The 16,769-nt window shown below is 62.2% G+C and carries 15 protein-coding genes; 6 read left to right on the forward strand and 9 right to left on the reverse strand.

Translation table 11 applies throughout. The features are described from left to right. Positions 1-76 precede the first annotated feature (76 nt). From WH87_RS08745 to WH87_RS08765, 5 genes are read right to left on the reverse strand one after another with little or no spacing between them, the layout of a single operon-like run. Entirely contained in the window at positions 77-1,597 is a 1,521-nt protein-coding gene (locus WH87_RS08745; protein WP_156458169.1) for a TolC family protein, read from the reverse strand. Next, the gene (locus WH87_RS08750) at positions 1,594-3,588 is read right to left on the reverse strand and encodes an FUSC family protein (RefSeq protein ID WP_052726486.1); all 1,995 of its coding nucleotides are present in this window, start codon (positions 3,586-3,588) and stop codon (positions 1,594-1,596) included. Before WH87_RS08750 ends, WH87_RS08745 begins: the two co-directional genes overlap by 4 nt. Beyond that, entirely contained in the window at positions 3,569-4,615 is a 1,047-nt protein-coding gene (mdtN, locus tag WH87_RS08755) for a multidrug transporter subunit MdtN (RefSeq protein ID WP_046139463.1), read from the reverse strand. Before mdtN ends, WH87_RS08750 begins: the two co-directional genes overlap by 20 nt. Next, on the reverse strand, positions 4,615-4,887 hold the full coding sequence (locus WH87_RS08760; protein WP_052952316.1) for a YtcA family lipoprotein: 273 nt from the start codon (positions 4,885-4,887) through the stop codon (positions 4,615-4,617). The genes mdtN and WH87_RS08760 overlap by 1 nt, the downstream gene beginning before the upstream one ends. Before the next feature lie 49 nt (positions 4,888-4,936). Further along, positions 4,937-5,800, reverse strand: coding sequence for a helix-turn-helix transcriptional regulator (locus WH87_RS08765; protein ID WP_046139461.1), 864 nt, complete (start codon positions 5,798-5,800; stop codon positions 4,937-4,939). An 89-nt stretch (positions 5,801-5,889) separates the two neighbouring features. Between WH87_RS08765 and WH87_RS08770 the strand changes: the two genes are divergently transcribed. The 3 genes from WH87_RS08770 to WH87_RS08780 all read left to right on the forward strand — a co-directional run bounded on the left by WH87_RS08770 (position 5,890) and on the right by WH87_RS08780 (position 8,734). Continuing rightward, positions 5,890-6,780 carry an SDR family oxidoreductase gene (locus WH87_RS08770; protein WP_046139460.1) on the forward strand — a complete coding sequence of 297 codons (891 nt, stop codon included), beginning with the start codon at positions 5,890-5,892 and terminating at the stop codon, positions 6,778-6,780. A gap of 76 nt (positions 6,781-6,856) precedes the next feature. Further along, a complete protein-coding gene (locus WH87_RS18960; protein ID WP_052726485.1) occupies positions 6,857-7,669 on the forward strand; it encodes a PIG-L deacetylase family protein in 813 nt (270 codons plus the stop codon). 87 nt (positions 7,670-7,756) lie between these two features. Further along, positions 7,757-8,734 carry an LLM class flavin-dependent oxidoreductase gene (locus WH87_RS08780; RefSeq protein WP_046139843.1) on the forward strand — a complete coding sequence of 326 codons (978 nt, stop codon included), beginning with the start codon at positions 7,757-7,759 and terminating at the stop codon, positions 8,732-8,734. A gap of 73 nt (positions 8,735-8,807) precedes the next feature. Here WH87_RS08780 and WH87_RS08785 read toward each other — a convergent pair whose 3' ends face one another. Genes WH87_RS08785 through WH87_RS08795 form a run of 3 tightly spaced genes read right to left on the reverse strand, consistent with a single transcriptional unit; the run spans position 8,808 to position 11,600 of the window. Beyond that, the gene (locus tag WH87_RS08785) at positions 8,808-9,251 is read right to left on the reverse strand and encodes a pseudoazurin (RefSeq protein WP_052726484.1); all 444 of its coding nucleotides are present in this window, start codon (positions 9,249-9,251) and stop codon (positions 8,808-8,810) included. Beyond that, complete coding sequence (locus WH87_RS08790; protein ID WP_046139459.1) at positions 9,238-9,843, reverse strand: hypothetical protein; 606 nt, start codon at positions 9,841-9,843, stop codon at positions 9,238-9,240. Before WH87_RS08790 ends, WH87_RS08785 begins: the two co-directional genes overlap by 14 nt. Positions 9,844-9,887: 44 nt before the next feature. Further along, entirely contained in the window at positions 9,888-11,600 is a 1,713-nt protein-coding gene (locus WH87_RS08795) for an FAD-dependent oxidoreductase (RefSeq protein ID WP_046139458.1), read from the reverse strand. Positions 11,601-11,734: 134 nt separating this feature from the next. Between WH87_RS08795 and WH87_RS08800 the strand changes: the two genes are divergently transcribed. Next, positions 11,735-12,214, forward strand: coding sequence for a MarR family winged helix-turn-helix transcriptional regulator (locus WH87_RS08800; RefSeq protein ID WP_052726482.1), 480 nt, complete (start codon positions 11,735-11,737; stop codon positions 12,212-12,214). Positions 12,215-12,317: 103 nt separating this feature from the next. Then, a complete protein-coding gene (locus WH87_RS08805; protein WP_046139457.1) occupies positions 12,318-12,518 on the forward strand; it encodes a hypothetical protein in 201 nt (66 codons plus the stop codon). Between the two features lie 688 nt (positions 12,519-13,206). Here the strand turns inward: WH87_RS08805 and WH87_RS19770 are convergent. Beyond that, on the reverse strand, positions 13,207-13,446 hold the full coding sequence (locus tag WH87_RS19770) for a hypothetical protein (protein WP_197410765.1): 240 nt from the start codon (positions 13,444-13,446) through the stop codon (positions 13,207-13,209). Positions 13,447-13,821: 375 nt separating this feature from the next. On the opposite strand from WH87_RS19770, the gene WH87_RS18965 reads away from it, so the two are divergent. Then, complete coding sequence (locus WH87_RS18965; protein ID WP_052726481.1) at positions 13,822-16,716, forward strand: autotransporter family protein; 2,895 nt, start codon at positions 13,822-13,824, stop codon at positions 16,714-16,716. The last annotated feature ends 53 nt before the right edge of the window (positions 16,717-16,769 follow it).

A 16,769-nucleotide genomic window follows, 5' to 3' on the forward strand; every position in this document is an offset into this window, starting at 1 on the left:
TCGCTGATATTACCAGGCGCGCCAACGCAATAATATGTGTTGGTAAACGCCGCTCGATCAAGGGAACCAACGCGCCTTATGGCACGCTGGCATTGGTCAATTGCCCGGTGGCAAAGGCCATGGTTGCGGCAGCGCTGAGCGAGTCACTGCGGGCTTGGGCGCGGGCATATTGCGCCTTGAGCAGGCCCGTTTGGGCAATGCTGATATCGGCCATCGTGCCCAGCCCGTTTTTGTAATAGTCGAGCGCCGCGTCGTAATTGGTCTGGGCGGCGTTGACCAGTTCGGTCGCCGCGGCGTGGCCCGACAGGCTGGTGCGCAGCACGTCATAGGCCACGACGATTTCGCGGGCAGCAAGGTTTTGCAGCTGGGCAAATTCCTGCTCGGACGCAGCCGCCTGTGCCACGGCCGCCTCCATCCGCGCATCGCGCAGACCGCCATCGAACAGCGGCAGGCTGAGGCCCACGAGCACAGCCGCATTGGGCTGATTGACGTTGAGGCTGCCCACCGTGCCGACACGACTGTCGTCGATGGAGTAATGCCCCACATTTTGATTGAGCGTACCGGTGACGGCAACCTTGGGCATGTATTCGGCGCGCGCGGCGGCAATGCCTTCCTTATTGGCTTTGACGCGGGCAAAGGCCGCCTGCACATCGGGGCGACGCTGCAATGAGGCGACAATCAGCGTATCGAGATTGGTCGGCACCACACGCGGCAATGCGCGGCCCGACACATCCTGCACCTTGATCGTGGTGGTGGGTGAAATGCCCATGGCTTCAAGCAGGTAGTGATAGGTATTGCGCTCGCGCCCGGTTGCCTGGGTCAGGTCGAACTCGGCCTGCGCCACCTGCTGCTTGGCCTGCGCCACCTCCATCGTGGTGGCGATACCCTGCTTGAGGCGAGCCTCGGACGCGCTGAGCACGACCTTGCTATTGGCCAGCGCATCGCGGTTGATCCGGCTTTGCGAGCGGGCCGCGCTATACTGGAAAAACGCGTTGCTGACGTCGAAGATCAGCTTCTGATGGGCCGCATTGAAGGTGACATTGGCGGCAAACGAGAGCTGCTGCGCGCTGGCCAGCGCCGCGTCGCGCGCGCCGAAATCAAACAGCAGCCATTTGACGGCAAGGGCAGGGGTAGCCTGAATGCCCGAGGTGGTGACGGTGCCCGATGGCACGGTGACCGGGCCGATATCAATGCCGGGCACGGTATTGGACGTCACCGCATATCCGGCCAGCACGTCGGCGGTCAGAATGGGGAGATAGGTGGCCTCAACCGCCCCCGATGCCGCCGCTGCCTCACGCGCCCGCTGCCAGGCGGCGCGGGTGACGGGGTTAGACAGCTGGGCGATATTGATCAGCTCGGGCAGGCTATAGGTATGGTTGGCGTCAAGCTTGGGCGCAGCAATGACGATGGGCATGCTGGGGTCCGTCGCGACGCCAAAATCAGCGCTTCCGCCATTGACCGCAGCCTGCCCGGCAACGCCCTTATAGGGCGTGGTGGCGCTGGCGGGCGCCAGCTTCATGCTCGACGATGAACAGGCGGCGAGCCCGACCATGGCCAGCCCGGCAATCAGCACCATCCAGTTCCGGCGCGCGTTCACAGCACATATCCTGCGGCGCTGGAAAGGGTGGCCTGCAATTGCCGATAAAGCACCATGGTTCGATCCAGATCCCGTTTCCACCAAGAGCGTGGTCCGCCCTTGCGTGCTGCCAGAGTTTCAAGTCGCCGGAGGGCGTTGGCGCTTTCATCCAGCCTGTGCGTCAGCTGGCCGCGCAGCGCTGGCTCCGGAGTCACCATAGCTGAACCTGCCCCGGCGAGAAACTCGGCGACCGACGCTTCATAGGCAAGCGTTGCCGCTTTCACACAGCGGGGTGCGCCAAAGAGATATCGCGGGGCGTTGCGCGCCGCCTCCACCTGCACCAGCGTCAGCGCGGCCTCGTCGATTGCATCGGCAATGGTGCGCCCATGCGGCAGCACGGGCGAGAGGATGCGCAGGCGGTTGACCTCGAAAATGGACAGGCTGCCCAGACGTCGGGCTTCCGCCAGCATAGGCCAGACAGTGGCCAGCCGGTTCGGCTGGCGCTGCAGCGTACGGGTCAACACCTGTACCGCGCCTTGCAGCGCCCTGGAGAACGCCCCGGCGACGCTCACGGGCCAGATGCCGAGGAAAATCAGCAGCACCACGACATTGCCGATCAGAATGCCAATGATGCGATTGGTTGCCACGGCGGTATCAAGGCCCGGCCCATAGCCCTGCAGAATGCACAGGAAGAAGGCCAGGGCCATCTGCCAGCCCATATACTGGATACGGCTCGTGCCGTTGGATACCCAGGCGGCGATCAGGCTGCCCACGCCCACCAGCAGCAGCAAATGGCCGATATCGGTCATATGCGGCATGAACAGCACGATCGAGCCCACGCCCATCACCGCGCCGATCAAACATCCGGCAATGCGCAGGGCCGATTTGTGGAGGGTTTCACCGGCGCTGCCCAGCGCCACATAAAAGCAGGTGATCATGGCCGTATGGACTTCGAACCAGTCCCAGGCGGTGTAGATGATATAGGTGACCAGCACCGCCAGCAGCGCCTTGAGCGCGAACTGCAGATAGACCGGATTGGTGAAGGCGTCGGGCGCAATCAGCGGCGCCTTGTCGTCAGCGGGGCCGGAGGGCGCCGTGATCGCACCACTCCACAGGCCCGCCAGATTGCGTGTCGTCAGGTCAATCGGCGCATTGGCAATGGGGGCCGGCGGCAGCGCAAACGCTTTGCCCGCTCGCACAGCGTCGGCCATTGCCAGCAAGCGATCAACATCTGCCTGCGCCCCGGTTGGCAGGGCCATCGCCAGGGTCAGCAGACGCTGGGCATCGGGGGCCATGGCCGTTAGACGCGCGCCTTCGGCCTTGGAGAAATAGCCGAACAGGCCACCCATCCGGGCATTGGTATTGAGCTCGGCCACGCCCTCTTCGAGCAGCGCATGAGCCCATGTGCGGGCGCTCGCATCGCCCGCGATCAGCCGTGCCGCAACGGCCAGGCGGTCGGCAATGGCGCGACGGGCCAGCCGCGCCGGATTGGGGCCGAACAGCACATTGACCAGAATGAGCGTTGCCATAGGAAAAAACACCACGACCCACATCCAGCTCAGGCCGCGCGACAGCAACTCTGGGATCGGCACGATGTCATAAAGCGTCATGACAAAGGCCAGTACGAACCCGACGGTGGCGGCGATCGCCCCCAGCCGGCTGGCCTGCGAAAAGAACATGCCGGCAAAGGTGAACAGCACGAGGAAGGCGAGCCGCAACATCGGTTCGTCCGCCGCAAGTTGCAGGAACAGCAGGCCGATCAGAATGCCCACGGACACCGCAATGATCAGCCCCACGGCAATCAGAATGCCCGAGCCCGCATTATTGCGTGACGCAAAAAAGATCAGGTAGCAGGACAAGGCTGCTTCCGGCACCTGCTGGCTCATCGCCACCAGCACCACGATCATGCAGGCCAGCGCCATGCGCAGCGAGCGGCCCAATCGCCCGTCATAGGGTTTGAGCTCGGCCGCGAGAAAGGCGAGCAGCCCGACCCTAGTGGCTAGCGTTGCCATCGCCGGTCTCTGCTGCCGCCTCGGAAATGACGACGACCGCCGATGCGCCCACGCGCATGATGTCGTCGGGCGGCTCATGCAGATGCACATAGACCGGGAAGCGCTTGGCCACCTTCACCCAGTTGAGCGAGTTGGACACCAGCGGCAGGCCCAGAATGGTCGCCGCATCTTCCGAGCGCACGCCCCAGCCAATCGCCGAAACCGTGCCCGAAATCGGGTTGTCGGCATCGGCCATGACAAAGACCTGCGCGTGATCGCCAATCGAAATCGACGGCAGTTCAGTTTCGCGGAAAAACGCCACCGCTTCCCAACCCGAGGTATCGATCAGCGAAAACACGGTTTGGCCGGTAATGACATACTCGCCCGCCGGCATGACAAGGCCGACAATGCGACCGTCAAACGGCGCGCGCACGATGGTATTGTCGAGGTCGCGCTGCGCAAGCGACACGGTGGCGCGAGCGGTGTCGACCTGTGCCTGACGCGTATCAAGCGTGCCGATAATCTGGCTGGCGCCCTGCGATTGCTGCAGAGCCTGCGCCAGGCTCACCAGCGCATCATTGAGCGCGGTACGCGCCTGATCGACCTGTTGTGCGGTGACAAAGCCACGGTCGAGCAGTGGCTCGAGACGATCCAATGTCTGCTGGGCGAGGTCGGAATTGAACTGGGCACGCTCAATCTGCTTTTGCGCCACTTCGGCATTGCTCTGTTCGGTAGCAATATTGCGCTGGCCCTGCGCCAGCTCGGATTCAGTTGCGCGCAGTTCCGCCTGTGCCTGATCGAGCCGCAGCTGATAGGGCTCTGGATCGATGCGGAACAGCACATCGCCCTTCTGCACCTTGGCGTTGTTGGCCACCTCGATGGCAATCACCCGGCCTGGCACAGTCGAAGAAATATGCACCAGCGGCGCTTCAATTTCAGCCACGTCGGAGCGGGGGCTCTGCGCATTGGCGGCAAAAGCCAGATAGACCAACACCAGCGTCGCCAGCATGATGCCGTAGCCGATGAGTTTTCCCAAAATCGTCCGCATCAGCCAATAGCTCCCGACCAGATCAGCCAAAACACGATACCGCTCGATATGGTGAGGCAAAGATAGACCAGCGGTGGCGCTGGCAGATGTTCATCGATCTTGAGACGGATCAGAATGGCGCGGACGATCAGCGTCAGCACCACGCCGCCCACGGCGCAGATGATCCAGGCCGGAAAAAACGAACCAAAGACCGGCACGGATGGGGCGCGGGCGGTGCCCGTGCATCCCGCCAGGCTCACCGCAGCCAGCAGCGCTGGAAAAAGTCTCAACATCAAAGCTTTCACCGCCGATCCGGGTCCAATCATTTGATCTATAGCGAATTTATCTCGAGCGTGAAACTTGGGAAGTGTCGCCGTGGTCGGCCGCCAGCAGGGCGCGCAGACGGTTGGCATCGGCGGGAGTGGCCGGATTATAGACGATCATGCCGAGGTCGGGTCGGCCGTCCACCGCGAAGCCGGAATACTCCAGCTCGATCAGCCCAAGAACGGCGTGATCGAGCCGCTTGGTGCCCTCGCCATGGCTGTGCACATCATGGTCCCTCCACATGGCAGCAAATTCGGGGCTGATGGCGCTGAGCTCGCTGACCAGTTGGGTGATGGCGCTGGACGCACCGGCCCGTGCCGCGTCGGCGCGAAACGCCGCGACCACGAACCGTGCCATCCTGTCCCAGTCGAGCTGGGCAGCGCGAATATCGGGCCGCCCGAAGATTAGCCGCAGGATATTGCGCTCTGCGGCGGGCAGACTGCCGTAATCGGTCAGGATCAGCGCGGCGGCGCGGTTCCACGCCACTACGTCCCAGGTCGCTGTCTTGATGATGGCGGGGCTGATCTCGAAGGCATCCAGCAGGCGTTGCAGGCGCGGCGTCACCGCATCGACGGCGCGGTACTGCACTTCGGGTGGGCGACCGAGCCCAAGCATGAACAGGTGCTCGCGCTCCACCTCGGTCAGCATCAACCCATTGGCGATGCGGTTGAGCACGTCCGCCGAGGGCGCGCCGCCGCGCCCCTGTTCCAGCCAGGTGTACCATGTCGGGCTGATATTGGCGCGCTGCGCCACTTCTTCGCGGCGCAGGCCGGGCGTACGCCGTCGCCCTGCGGAAAAGCCCAGCGCCACCGGGTCGAGCCGTTCCCGCCGATCCCTCAGATACGCCCCCAGCAGATTTCCCGAGCCCGTCGTCGCCGCCATGCTGTTACCAATTATACCGGGATAAGATCACTACTTTAACGGGATAGAGAATAGGCGCTGATCGGGGAAAGACCAATGGAGCAGTTCACATGCAGATCTTTCTCACCGGCGCGACCGGGTTTATCGGTTCGGCCGTTCTGGCCCAATTGCTGGGGGCTGGCCATCAGGTGCTGGGCCTCACCCGATCGCAGGCTGGCGCCCGCGTGCTGGCAGCAGCGGGGGCCCAGCCCCATCTCGGCGATATCGAAGACCTTGATGGCCTCCGCCGCGCGGCGGCCTCGTGCGATGGGGTGATCCACACCGCGTTCGACCACAATTTCGCTGAGTTCGCCGCCAATTGCCAAAAGGATGGGCGGGCCATCACGGCGCTGGGCCAGGCGCTGATGGGGTCGGATCGTCCACTGGTCATTGCCTCGAGCACGGCAATGGGCGCGACGAAGGCGGGCGAACCTGCACGCGAAAATGAGTTCGATGCACAGAGCCCCAATCCCCGCGTCGCCTCCGAGCGCGCCGGTGCCGCTCTGCTCGAGCGCGGGGTCAACCTGTCGGTGGTGCGGCTGTCCCAGATCCACAACACAGTCAAACAGGGCCTCGTGACCGATGTGATCGATCTGGCCTGGCACAAGGGGGTGTCCGCCTTTGTCGATGCGTGCGACAATTGCTGGTCGGCCACCCATCTTGATGACGCGGCGCGCCTGTTCCGGCTGGCGCTGGAAAAGGGCCAGCCCGGTGCGCGCTATCACGCGACCGATGAAGGCGCGATCCCGTTCCGCGATATTGCTGAAGCCGTCGGGGCCTATCTGGGCGTGCCCACCCTGTCAGTGGCCCGGCCCGATTGCGCTGCCCATTTCGGCTGGCTCGCCGCGTTTGTTGGCAAGGATATGTCGGCCAGCAGCGCCCGGACGCGGTCCGAACTCGATTGGACACCCACCGGACCTGGCCTGCTCACCGATATCGCCAATATGGCAATCAAAGCCTGAGCCACCCCGGCATCTGCCTCTGGATATTTGCCCGCCTGCGCGGCACAGTGAGCCCGGGGTAGGGGACACGCCGGACATGATCGACATCGACGCCTGCAGGACAATCCTGGTGGTTTCACCGCACCTTGACGATGGCGTGCTCAGCGTTGGCGGCCTGATCGAGCGGGCCGCCGTCAATGGCGCCGATGTTATCGTTGCCACGGTGTTCACCGCCGATAGCCCGCAGGGCGGTGCGCTCTCGCCGCTGGCGCAGGAGCTGCACGGCATGTGGAATCTGGGCGCCAATCCCTATGCCCCGCGGCGCGACGAAGACGAGATTGCCGTAACCTCGCTCGGTGCGCGGCCGGTGTTTGGCGGCCTGCTCGACGCGCTCTATCGCACCAGCCATGGCGGCGCCCCGCTTTATCCGACACGCCAGTCAGTGTTTGCCGCGCCCCATGTCGATGATCCGATCGGCGCACCATTGCTGCAGCTGCTACAGGGCTGGGTCACCGATTTCGCGCCCGATCTGGTGTTGGGGCCGCTGGGTGTTGGTGGCCATGTCGATCATGCCGTCACCACAAGGGCGCTGTATCGTCTGGCCGCACAGCGCCCGATCCAGTTGGGCCTTTACGAGGACATGCCGTACGCCACCGGCCTGTTCCCGCCCAATGCGCCCGATACGGTCGCGGCGGCGCTGCGCCGCTCGCCCTTTGCGCCCAAGGGGTCCAGTCTGATTGCCGTCGATCTGCCCGGCAAGCTCGGCGCCATTGCTGCCTATGCCTCCCAGATTGCCGATATTTTCCCCAATGGGCTGGCGTTCGGCTCCGTCATCGACAATTACATGCGCAGCCACACCGAAGACGGCGTCTATAGCGAGCGCCTGTGGGACGTTCTGGCCCGCGCGTGAGCCCTCGGCAAAAATCGGCGTGGCGCGCCCTCGCAAAGCCAGATCGTTCAACCTATATCGTAAAATTACGATATTATGGAGTTCGTCATGGTTGCGCTGTCTATTCTCGATCTCGTCCGGGTCAACGAGGGGTCGGGACCCAAAGCGGCATTGGACAATGCGCGCGCCGCTGCGGCACATGCCGAGCGCCTGGGCTATACGCGTTTCTGGGTCGCCGAACACCACAACATGCCCGGCATTGCCAGTGCTGCCACCTCCATCGCGCTGGCCCATATTGCCGCCGGCACCGCCACGATCCGCATCGGCGCAGGCGGCATCATGCTGCCCAACCACGCCCCCATGGTCATCGCCGAGCAGTTCGGTACCTTGGCTCAGCTCCATCCTGGCCGTATTGATCTTGGTCTGGGACGCGCACCCGGCACCGACCAGATGACCATGCGCGCTCTGCGCCGCTCCCTCACCAATTCGGATAATTTCCCGCAGGATGTGCTGGAGTTGCAGGCCTATTTTGCCCCCGCAGAACTCAATCAGCGCCTGCAGGCTGTGCCCGCCGCTGGCACCGAGGTGCCGCTGTGGATCTTGGGCTCCAGCACCTATGGCGCGCAGCTGGCCGCCGAGCTCGGCCTGCCCTATGCCTTTGCCTCTCATTTCGCGCCCGACGCCTTGATGCCGGCGCTGGAGATTTATCGCAGCCGGTTCAAGCCTTCCGAGCAGCTGGCGGCGCCTCATGCGATGATCGGCGTCAATATCATCGCCGCTGAAACCGACGCCGAGGCGCGGCGTCTGGCCACCACCCAGCAAATGTCCTTCGCCAATATTTTCCGGGGCGCGCGCGGGCTCAGCCAGCCCCCGATCGACGATATCGAAGCCTATTGGTCACCGGCAGAAAAGGCGCAGGCGGCGCACATGCTGGCCCATTCCATCTACGGCTCGCCCAGCACGGTGCGCGCAGGCATCGCCGATCTGGTGGCACGGACTGGCGCCGACGAGCTGATGATCGTCTCGGATGTTTTCGATCACGCGGCCCGGATGCGCTCTTTCGACATCATTGCCGAGAGCCTCTAGCGCCAACGGGCGCGCACAAACCACGTGGGGCCGCCGCAGCGGCCCCTTTTTTGCGCGTAAAGTCCGGGCGGGCTTATTGGTCGATCTGGGTGACCAGACCATCGAAAATCTGCCGCACGCGATTGGGGACGCGGGCGCCATTGAGGGCATCGAGATTGGCGGGCGCGCTGCCCACCACGATCAGCCCCACCATGCCCATGGCAAAGTGCGGCGCGCATTTATAGCCATAGGCCCCCTCGACATCGAAGGTGACCTCGATTTCCTCGTTGATCTTGCCCTTGAAGGGTGCCGCGCCTTCCGGAATCATTCCCGCGATGGTTTCGGCGTTGTGCCCCTTGTCGGTGGCGATGAACTTGACGGTATCGCCCTTTTCGATCTGCAGGAACGCCGGCTCAAACACCATCTGCCCGGCTTCGCCGCGGTTCATCATCTTGATTTCATGATCTGCCGCCATGGCGCTCATCGTCAGGGAGAGCATGATTGGGGCGACGATCATGGCGAGCTTACGGTTCAGCATGGGTGTGTCCTTCAATAGAGGTCGTTTGTGTTTCAAGCCAGGCTCGGAGGCCAGCTGCGTCTCCGGTCGCGACCGTGGCGCCGCGGCTTGCAAAAAGGTCTGGGTATTGGGTTTGGGCACTGGCGCCGCCCAGATAGGTCGGCAGTGCTGCCAGATCGCGGGCGGCAATGGGCATGCGATCAAGGTTCTCTGGCCAGGCGGCATCCATCACCGCCAAGGCATGGACCCGGTCGGGCCAGGTCAGGGCGAGCAACAAGGCCATGGTGCCGCCCTCGCCCACGCCCAAAAGCCCCACCTTGCCGTGGCCGGACCGCTCGAGCAGCAATTGCTCCAGCTGAAACAGGCCATCGCCGAGCGTGGACAGTTCGGGGTTATGTTCGGGGCCGACGTACCAGAAATAGCCGAGCGGCAACCCCGCCCCGCCATAGGTCTGGGTCCGGCCCGATTGCACCGCAATCCGCCGGGTGAGGGCGGGCAGCAAGGAGGCGCCAATCGTGCGCGCCTGATCGAGGTCGGACAAACGCGGATGCAGAACCAGCCAGGTTGGGGCCGTAGTCGGGCCGTCCGTATAGGTGTGAAGTAAACTGCTCATGATTGTGCCGGATATGGCGCCGGGATATCCCGGCGCCATAGTCCTCAGGCCTGCTTCATGGCGTGTTCGGCGGCCAGGTATCCAAAGGTAATGCCAAGGCCCAATGTGCCCCCGCCACCCAGATAGCTCTTGCCGGACGGAGACGCGCCAGCATTGCCCGCCACATAGAGACCGGGAATGGGCTGGTCATGAATATCGACCACCTGCGCGTTTTCGTCGAACACCGGGCCGCCCTTGGTGTCGAGCGTTCCGCCCGCCAGCAGCACGGCAAAGTAGGGGCCGGTGTCCGACAGCGGCGCCATGTATGGATTGGGCAGACCACGATCCACGCGCACGGCATGGAAATAGGCATCGATCGGCGCTTCGCCCCGGTGGAAGTCGGTGTCTTTGCCGGTTTCGGCAAAGGTGTTGTACCGACCAATCGTCTCCTTGAGATTGTCGAGGAAAGCTGGATCCAGCTTATAGGGGCCAATCCGGTCTTCCAGGCTGTCAAAGCGCACCTGCACCGCCTCGGTAAGCGCCTCAAGCGTGTCGGCCTGGATGACATAGTTCGGGATATCCGAGCCCGGTTCGGGGATCAGCATGCCGCCAAACTCGCGGGCCTTTTCGTCGAAAATGAACACCTGGTAGAGGTTGGGATAGTCGCCGGTCCACTGATCGTAGACGGCGTGCGAGCGACCGCGTTCGGGATAGACGTATTTTTCGTCATACATGCGCTGGCCAAACTTGTTGACCGCGATCGAACTGTCGCCGCCCAAAAAGAACACGCCGCTTGGCACGCTGGAATATTCAAGCACTTCCTCGAGGATTTCCTGCTGGTTCCAGGCTTCGTTGAGGTTGCCCAGCTTTACCCCGATCTGGCTCGACATCAGGATGAGGTCGCCCTCGTTGGTTGGCACGGCACAGCCGCCCAGAATAGGCGTGCGCAGAAAGCCCGTGGCCATTTCCTTGTTGTGGGTGAAGCCACCTGTGCCAAAGACCACGCCCTTTTTGGCGCGGAAACGCTTGGTGCCGTCAGTGGTGGTGGCTTCAAGACCAATGACGCGGCCGGTTTCATCACGCAGGATCTGGGAGACACGGTGGCCAACCTCGATGCGCCCGCCATGATCTTCCACATACATCGACAGATAGACGATCATGTCGCCGCCATACCCGATCGAGCCGTCTTCGGAGCGCGTCGCCATCTGGCGGCCACGGATATCGGCATTCTCGACCAGCTGGGCGTGATAATCGGGCGCTGGCTTGCCATCCCAGGACAGGAACATGGTGGAGGGCAGCGCGCCGGTATCGTCCAGCGTTTTGGCGATCCGGGCGCCCTGATCATAGAAGTGGTCGAGCAGCTTGTAGTTGCGCTCGTAAAGGCCAAAGGTCGGGCTGCCGGGCCGATAGAGCTCGGGGAACGCCACGCGTGCGCTATAGCGCAGGAAATCTTCCTTGGTGTCGACAATGCCCTTGGCATGCATGTGATGGTTGTTGGGCACCCACCAGCCGCCGCCAGATTTGGACGTGGTGCCGCCGACATATTCCGCCTTTTCCAGCACAATGACCGAACCACCGTTCTGGATGGCCGAAACGGCGGCAGCCAAACCGGCGCCACCGGAGCCAGCAACAACGACGTCGGCCTCGCCGTCCCAGGCAAATTCTTCAGCTTGAGCCGCTGTTATTGTGGTGGCGCCAAGTGCCGTGCTGGCAACGCCAAGACCGGCAGCGCGCATGAATCCACGGCGCGAAACGCGCGACTCTTCAGTGTTAGACATTTTCCCTCTCCCTCGGATCGAAGTTTCGATCGCACGCAAACTTGTACGGCACCATACGAGTTGGCAAGCCCCTTTGCGTTGTCGGGCGGCATTTTCAGGAGTACATGCGAAGAGTGGAACCGGAGCGACCGTCTGTGGGCACAGGACCTGAAAACAAGTCGGCAGCGAGTCTGCCAACCTGGGAAGAAAAAGGTGATCTTCTCTACATGCTGCATGAGCTGTCGCGGCTCATGGCGACCTGGTTCGATCAGGCGGTGCACCATCTGGGGGTGACGCATTCGCAATGGTGGATGCTTATGCACCTGCACCGGCATAACGGCTCCACCCAGAGCGAACTGGCCGCCATCTGCATGATGGGCAGGGCGGCAGCGGGTGAGCTGATTGCCCGCATGGAAGAGCGCGGCCTGGTGTTTCGCATCAATGACGAGGCCGATGCGCGCATCAAGAGGGTGTTCGCCTCCGATGCAGGGCTCGCTCTGCTGGGCTCGATGGATGAAGAGACTCGGCGCCTCTACGACATCGCCTTCGCCCGCGTTGGCAATACCGAGTTTCACAACGCCCGCAGTGCCATGGCCCAGATGCGTCTGAACATGCTGGACACGCTTAAGCCCTGATTGATGCCCGTCTGGCCCTGGCCACAAAAAAGCCGGGGGCCGGGGGCTCAATGGTGGTGGGACCGGCGACCGCATCCTTGAGTCGCTGGCATGGAGGACTGCTATGCGAAAACTCGGACCCATTGCGCTCGTCGTTATTAGCGCGCTCTCGCTCACAGCATGCACGACCACACAGCGCACCGTGACTGGCGCAGCTATCGGCGGTGCCAGTGGTGCTTTGGTGGGTGGGGCCCTTGCCGGCTATGGCGGCGCCGTTATTGGTGGTGCCGGCGGCGCCGCAGTCGGCAGCTTGCTCGCCAATTAGCCGTGATTGGTGCTGGCCGATTGTCGAAGCGCTACGGCTGGCGCAAATCGGGACGGCGTTATCCGTCTCATATGATCGCTGCGGCGGCGTGAAATCAAACAAATCAACGGCATAGGACTGCAAGGGCGCGCCGTTTCCGATGCGCCCTTTTTGCCACGGACGATCAGCGATGGCCTTCTGGGAGGGGGCGGTGCCAGCCGGAAGCCGACGCCTGCTCGATAGTTGGCATTGCGCGCCGGGTAGCGCCCGCGCATTCTTAGCGAGCTAGATCAAACGCACGGCCGGGCGAATAGTGTTCCGAGTAAAGATCCGATTTTTGCTGTGCTGCGGACGACTCAGTATTCCTGCGTACTGCAAATTAATGGCGTATTAACCATTTTTCTCAAATGTATATGGCGGCGCGTTTGCTCCTGCGCAGCAGGCTACCCATGCGCATTGCCTGCGTGGCGACTGTTGTTGCCGATTTTGTTTCTAATCATACGGATGAGTTCAAGACTTACATCGATACAGTGATGCGAGGACGCCTATGCCAAACATCTCGACAAATTTGGCGATCGAACCTGTTCACAATGCAAATATTATTGGCGTCTCGGGGACGCAATTAAGCGCTTCTTGCCGTGGACGGATTGCCCTGCCGGTTTTGATGGTCTTGGCTCTGGCAGGCGCTTTGCTGTCGAAAGGCGAGGTGTTAGCGGACGAAGAGTGCGGCGTTATTACCATTTCTGTGCTCGCGGCGACGGCCGTGTGTGATGGCATAGCAGGCAATTCTGGTGCTGGAACGGTGAACATAACCCCCAACAGCGACGTGGGGGATACCTCGCCCTTCTCCGGGGGCATTTCGTATACCAACCTCAATGGCATGACCCTTCATGTGCAGGATGGCGTTGTCATCCAGCGCGCTATCAACGATGGAGAGAATGGTGTTCATCTAAGCAGTTCTTCGACCGCTCCGCTCGCGGTCGTCTTGAGTACCGGCGTGAAAATCGGTGTGGGTGGGGTGGATACGAATGGCGTGCTTTTGGAACAGTATGGCTCGGGGGCCATCAGCATCATTTCCGGCGCCGACATAACGGCCAGCAGTCCAATCCCAGACCCAAACATCACACTTGGTGCTAATGGCTTGAATGGAACCATCCATGATCTCCTGAGTACTGCTTCTGTCTCAATAGATCAAATAGCAGGGAGCACCATCAAGACATCGGGGGAGTATTCAATCGGTGTTTACGGTGTCCATTGGGGGCGTGGTTCGGTTTTTCTTAATTCGTCAGGAAAGATAGCAACCGACGGGTATTCTGCTTACGGGATGAACGCCCTGGCTACGCAGGGAGGCGATGCATCGGTCAATTTGACCGCCTCGGGATCAATCATCACGGACGGCGTCAACGCGGTCGGCATGTATGCCCTCAATTATGGTGATGGCGGAGCGTTCGTCACTGCGGCAGGATCCGTGGAGACCAAACAGGACGGTGCCGATGCGGCGCTGGCCTATGTTGACTCAAACGGTCCTGGCGCTGTGTCGGTTGACCTGAGCAGTTCCGCCTCGCTCCTCACTCGAGGAGACAATGCCAAAGGAGCTTGGGCGCTCAGCGGGGGCATGGGGACTGTTACCCTGGCGTCAGCCGGTGAAGTACAAACTTACGGTGACGGATCCGCTGGACTTCGCGCACAAATCAGCAATGCCGCAAATTCCCAGCCCATTCTCCTCACCACGTCTGCCGGTGCAAGCGTATCGACCTCCGGTAACTCCGCGACCGGTATTCATGCGACCCATGCTGGTGTCGGGCAGGTCACTATCGAGCTGGGCGGTGGCGCCTATGTGACCACGAGTGGGAATGGCTCTGCTGGTGCCCTTGGGGAAAGTGCGGGCACTGTCGACATAGCCATCGCGGGAGCGGTTTCGACATCTGGCAATGACAGTTCGGGTGTCTCCGCCTCATCGAGCGGGGATACGGCAACGATCGTGCAAACCGCCGGCTCCGCCATCACGGCGGACGGCGCCAATTCGGCGGGTATTCGGGCGGCCGGCGATACGGGCGCCAAAATTGCTTCCAATGGAACGGTTTCTGCCGCGGGCGAGTATGGCGTTGGTCTGATGGCCACCACGCAAACGGGGGCGGCTGAGATTGCCATCGGGGCTGGCACAACTGTAACCGGGGGGTGGCAGGCTACGACATCAGGCGTTGGTGCCCCCCTTGGTGTCGCTGCAGCTGGCGTCCAGATTGGTTCGGGCGTGACCAGTCTGTTAACCAATTACGGCACCATCCAGGCAGGCTCTGACCGCGCCATCGGCCAGGTGGGGGCGGCGGGCAGCCTAAGGATCGAGAACTACGGCACCGTTACCGGCTTTGTCGAGCTGGCCGGCGGGGGCGGCAATATCTTCAACAACCGCTCGTTCAACTCCTTCGATATCCGCCACTTCACCGACACCGATCTCGATGGAATCCGCGACACCAAGCGGGTGGCGATTTCCGATTTTGGCGGCCCTGGCGCGGTGTTCAACAATTTTGCGCCCGGTGCCGTCCGGTTCCTCGACGTGTTGGGGGCGAAAACCACCGATACTTCGGGCTTCTACCTGCCCACCACCGGCACCAATAGTCGCGCTTTGGACGTCGCCTTTTACGACATGGCCCGCGAAGGCGTCGTCCAGGGTCAGTTCACCAATCTCGCCACCTTCAACAATGCGGGCCTGGTCGACCTGCGTGGCCCTGCGGTGGGCAATACGCTGGTGATGACCGCCAATGGCGCAGCGGGTGGCCCCGCAGGAAATGGTGTCTTCGTCTCCAACGGTGGCGCGCTCTACCTCAATGCAATTCTCAACGCCGGCATCCCCGTGGCGGGGCAGACGGGCTCCAACGCCGATATGCTGATCGTCGATGGCACGCAGCTGGGCACAGGCGCGACCACCATCTCGGTCACCAACAAGGGCGGCCTTGGCGCCGCAACCTTGGGGAACGGCATTGAACTGGTTGAAGTGCGGAATAAGGCGGCATCCGCCGCGCGCGCGTTCGCGCTCAACGGGGACTATGTGAACAATGGGCAGCAGGCCCTTGTCGCGGGCGCTTACGGCTATACACTCAATCACAACGGCGTCGGAGCCGACGCCGATGACGGCAACTGGTATCTTCGCTCCACGGCCTATCAACCGGGTGTGCCGCTGTATGAGGCTTATCCGAACACCTTGCTGCGCCTCAACACATTGCCCACGCTGCGCCAGCGCGTCGGCGACAAAAATCGCGGTCAAGCTTTCGCGCCCAGTGAGCCGGAGACCATCTTTTGCAAGGATGCGTCGCAAAACTTCCGTTGCATCATCAACAACGAGCAGGCCGCCTATTACCTCGATGCCAACCCGAGCCGCTCGAGCACTGGCATCTGGGGGCGTATGGAGGCCGGCCACGACCGAATTGATCCAAGGCTCTCCACCAGCGGCATGACCTTTGCCACCAATGCGCTGCAGGTCCAGGCGGGGGTCGATACCCTGCTCGTGGACAGCGATCAGGGCAGGTTGATCGCCGCCCTGACGGTGCAATACGGCACAGCCCGCTCGGACATCACCTCCGCCAATGGCGAGGGTTCTATCGACACAACAGCGTACGGTCTGGGCGGCTCTCTGACATGGCTGGGCGAGACAGGTTTTTACGCTGATGCCCAGGCGCAGCTGAACCGCTCCGACAGCACCCTGTATTCAAGGACGTTGGGTCACTCCATGGTCAGCCACAATAACGGCATGGGTTATGCTGTCGGGGTTGAAGTGGGTCAGGACGTCAGGCTCGGTGACAGCTGGATGCTCACACCGCAGATCCAGCTGACCTATTCGACCGTCGATTTTGACCCCTTCGTCGACCCCTATGGTGCCCCCGTTTCCTTGGCGAAGGGCGATAGTTTGCGCGGACGCCTCGGCCTTGGCTCGCGCTATCAAAGCACGTGGAAGGACCAGTCCGGCGAGGCTTCGAGCCTTGACGCCACTGCCACCTTAAATCTCTACAATGAGTTTCTCGACGGCACCCAGGTGGACGTTGCGGGCGCGCGCTTCAGCAGCGATGGCGATCGCCTCTGGGGCGGTATCGGGCTTGGTGGAACCTACCATTGGGCCGACGGCAAATACGCGCTCCATGGGGAGATTTCCGGCACGACCAGCCTGATGAACTTCGGCAAAAGCGCATCGCTGAGCGGCACGCTGGGGCTCACGGTAAAATGGTAGGCGCTACAGACCGGCCTGGGGCAACCTGATTTGCGTGCAGTTGTGTCGAGGGT

This window comes from Devosia epidermidihirudinis (assembly GCF_000971295.1).
Classification (GTDB): Bacteria; Pseudomonadota; Alphaproteobacteria; order Rhizobiales; family Devosiaceae; genus Devosia; species Devosia epidermidihirudinis.

What these genes read in the sequence shown, in the direction of transcription:
- WH87_RS08750 (WP_052726486.1), bottom strand. Translation starts at nt 3,588, where the DNA reads ATGGCAACGCTAGCCACTAGGGTCGGGCTGCTCGCCTTTCTCGCGGCC.
- mdtN (WP_046139463.1), bottom strand. Translation starts at nt 4,615, where the DNA reads ATGCGGACGATTTTGGGAAAACTCATCGGCTACGGCATCATGCTGGCG.
- WH87_RS08760 (WP_052952316.1), bottom strand. Translation starts at nt 4,887, where the DNA reads ATGTTGAGACTTTTTCCAGCGCTGCTGGCTGCGGTGAGCCTGGCGGGA.
- WH87_RS08765 (WP_046139461.1), bottom strand. Translation starts at nt 5,800, where the DNA reads ATGGCGGCGACGACGGGCTCGGGAAATCTGCTGGGGGCGTATCTGAGG.
- WH87_RS08770 (WP_046139460.1), top strand. Translation starts at nt 5,890, where the DNA reads ATGCAGATCTTTCTCACCGGCGCGACCGGGTTTATCGGTTCGGCCGTT.
- WH87_RS18960 (WP_052726485.1), top strand. Translation starts at nt 6,857, where the DNA reads ATGATCGACATCGACGCCTGCAGGACAATCCTGGTGGTTTCACCGCAC.
- WH87_RS08780 (WP_046139843.1), top strand. Translation starts at nt 7,757, where the DNA reads ATGGTTGCGCTGTCTATTCTCGATCTCGTCCGGGTCAACGAGGGGTCG.
- WH87_RS08785 (WP_052726484.1), bottom strand. Translation starts at nt 9,251, where the DNA reads ATGCTGAACCGTAAGCTCGCCATGATCGTCGCCCCAATCATGCTCTCC.
- WH87_RS08790 (WP_046139459.1), bottom strand. Translation starts at nt 9,843, where the DNA reads ATGAGCAGTTTACTTCACACCTATACGGACGGCCCGACTACGGCCCCA.
- WH87_RS08795 (WP_046139458.1), bottom strand. Translation starts at nt 11,600, where the DNA reads ATGTCTAACACTGAAGAGTCGCGCGTTTCGCGCCGTGGATTCATGCGC.
- WH87_RS08805 (WP_046139457.1), top strand. Translation starts at nt 12,318, where the DNA reads ATGCGAAAACTCGGACCCATTGCGCTCGTCGTTATTAGCGCGCTCTCG.
- WH87_RS19770 (WP_197410765.1), bottom strand. Translation starts at nt 13,446, where the DNA reads ATGAACACCATTCTCTCCATCGTTGATAGCGCGCTGGATGACAACGCC.
- WH87_RS18965 (WP_052726481.1), top strand. Translation starts at nt 13,822, where the DNA reads ATGAACGCCCTGGCTACGCAGGGAGGCGATGCATCGGTCAATTTGACC.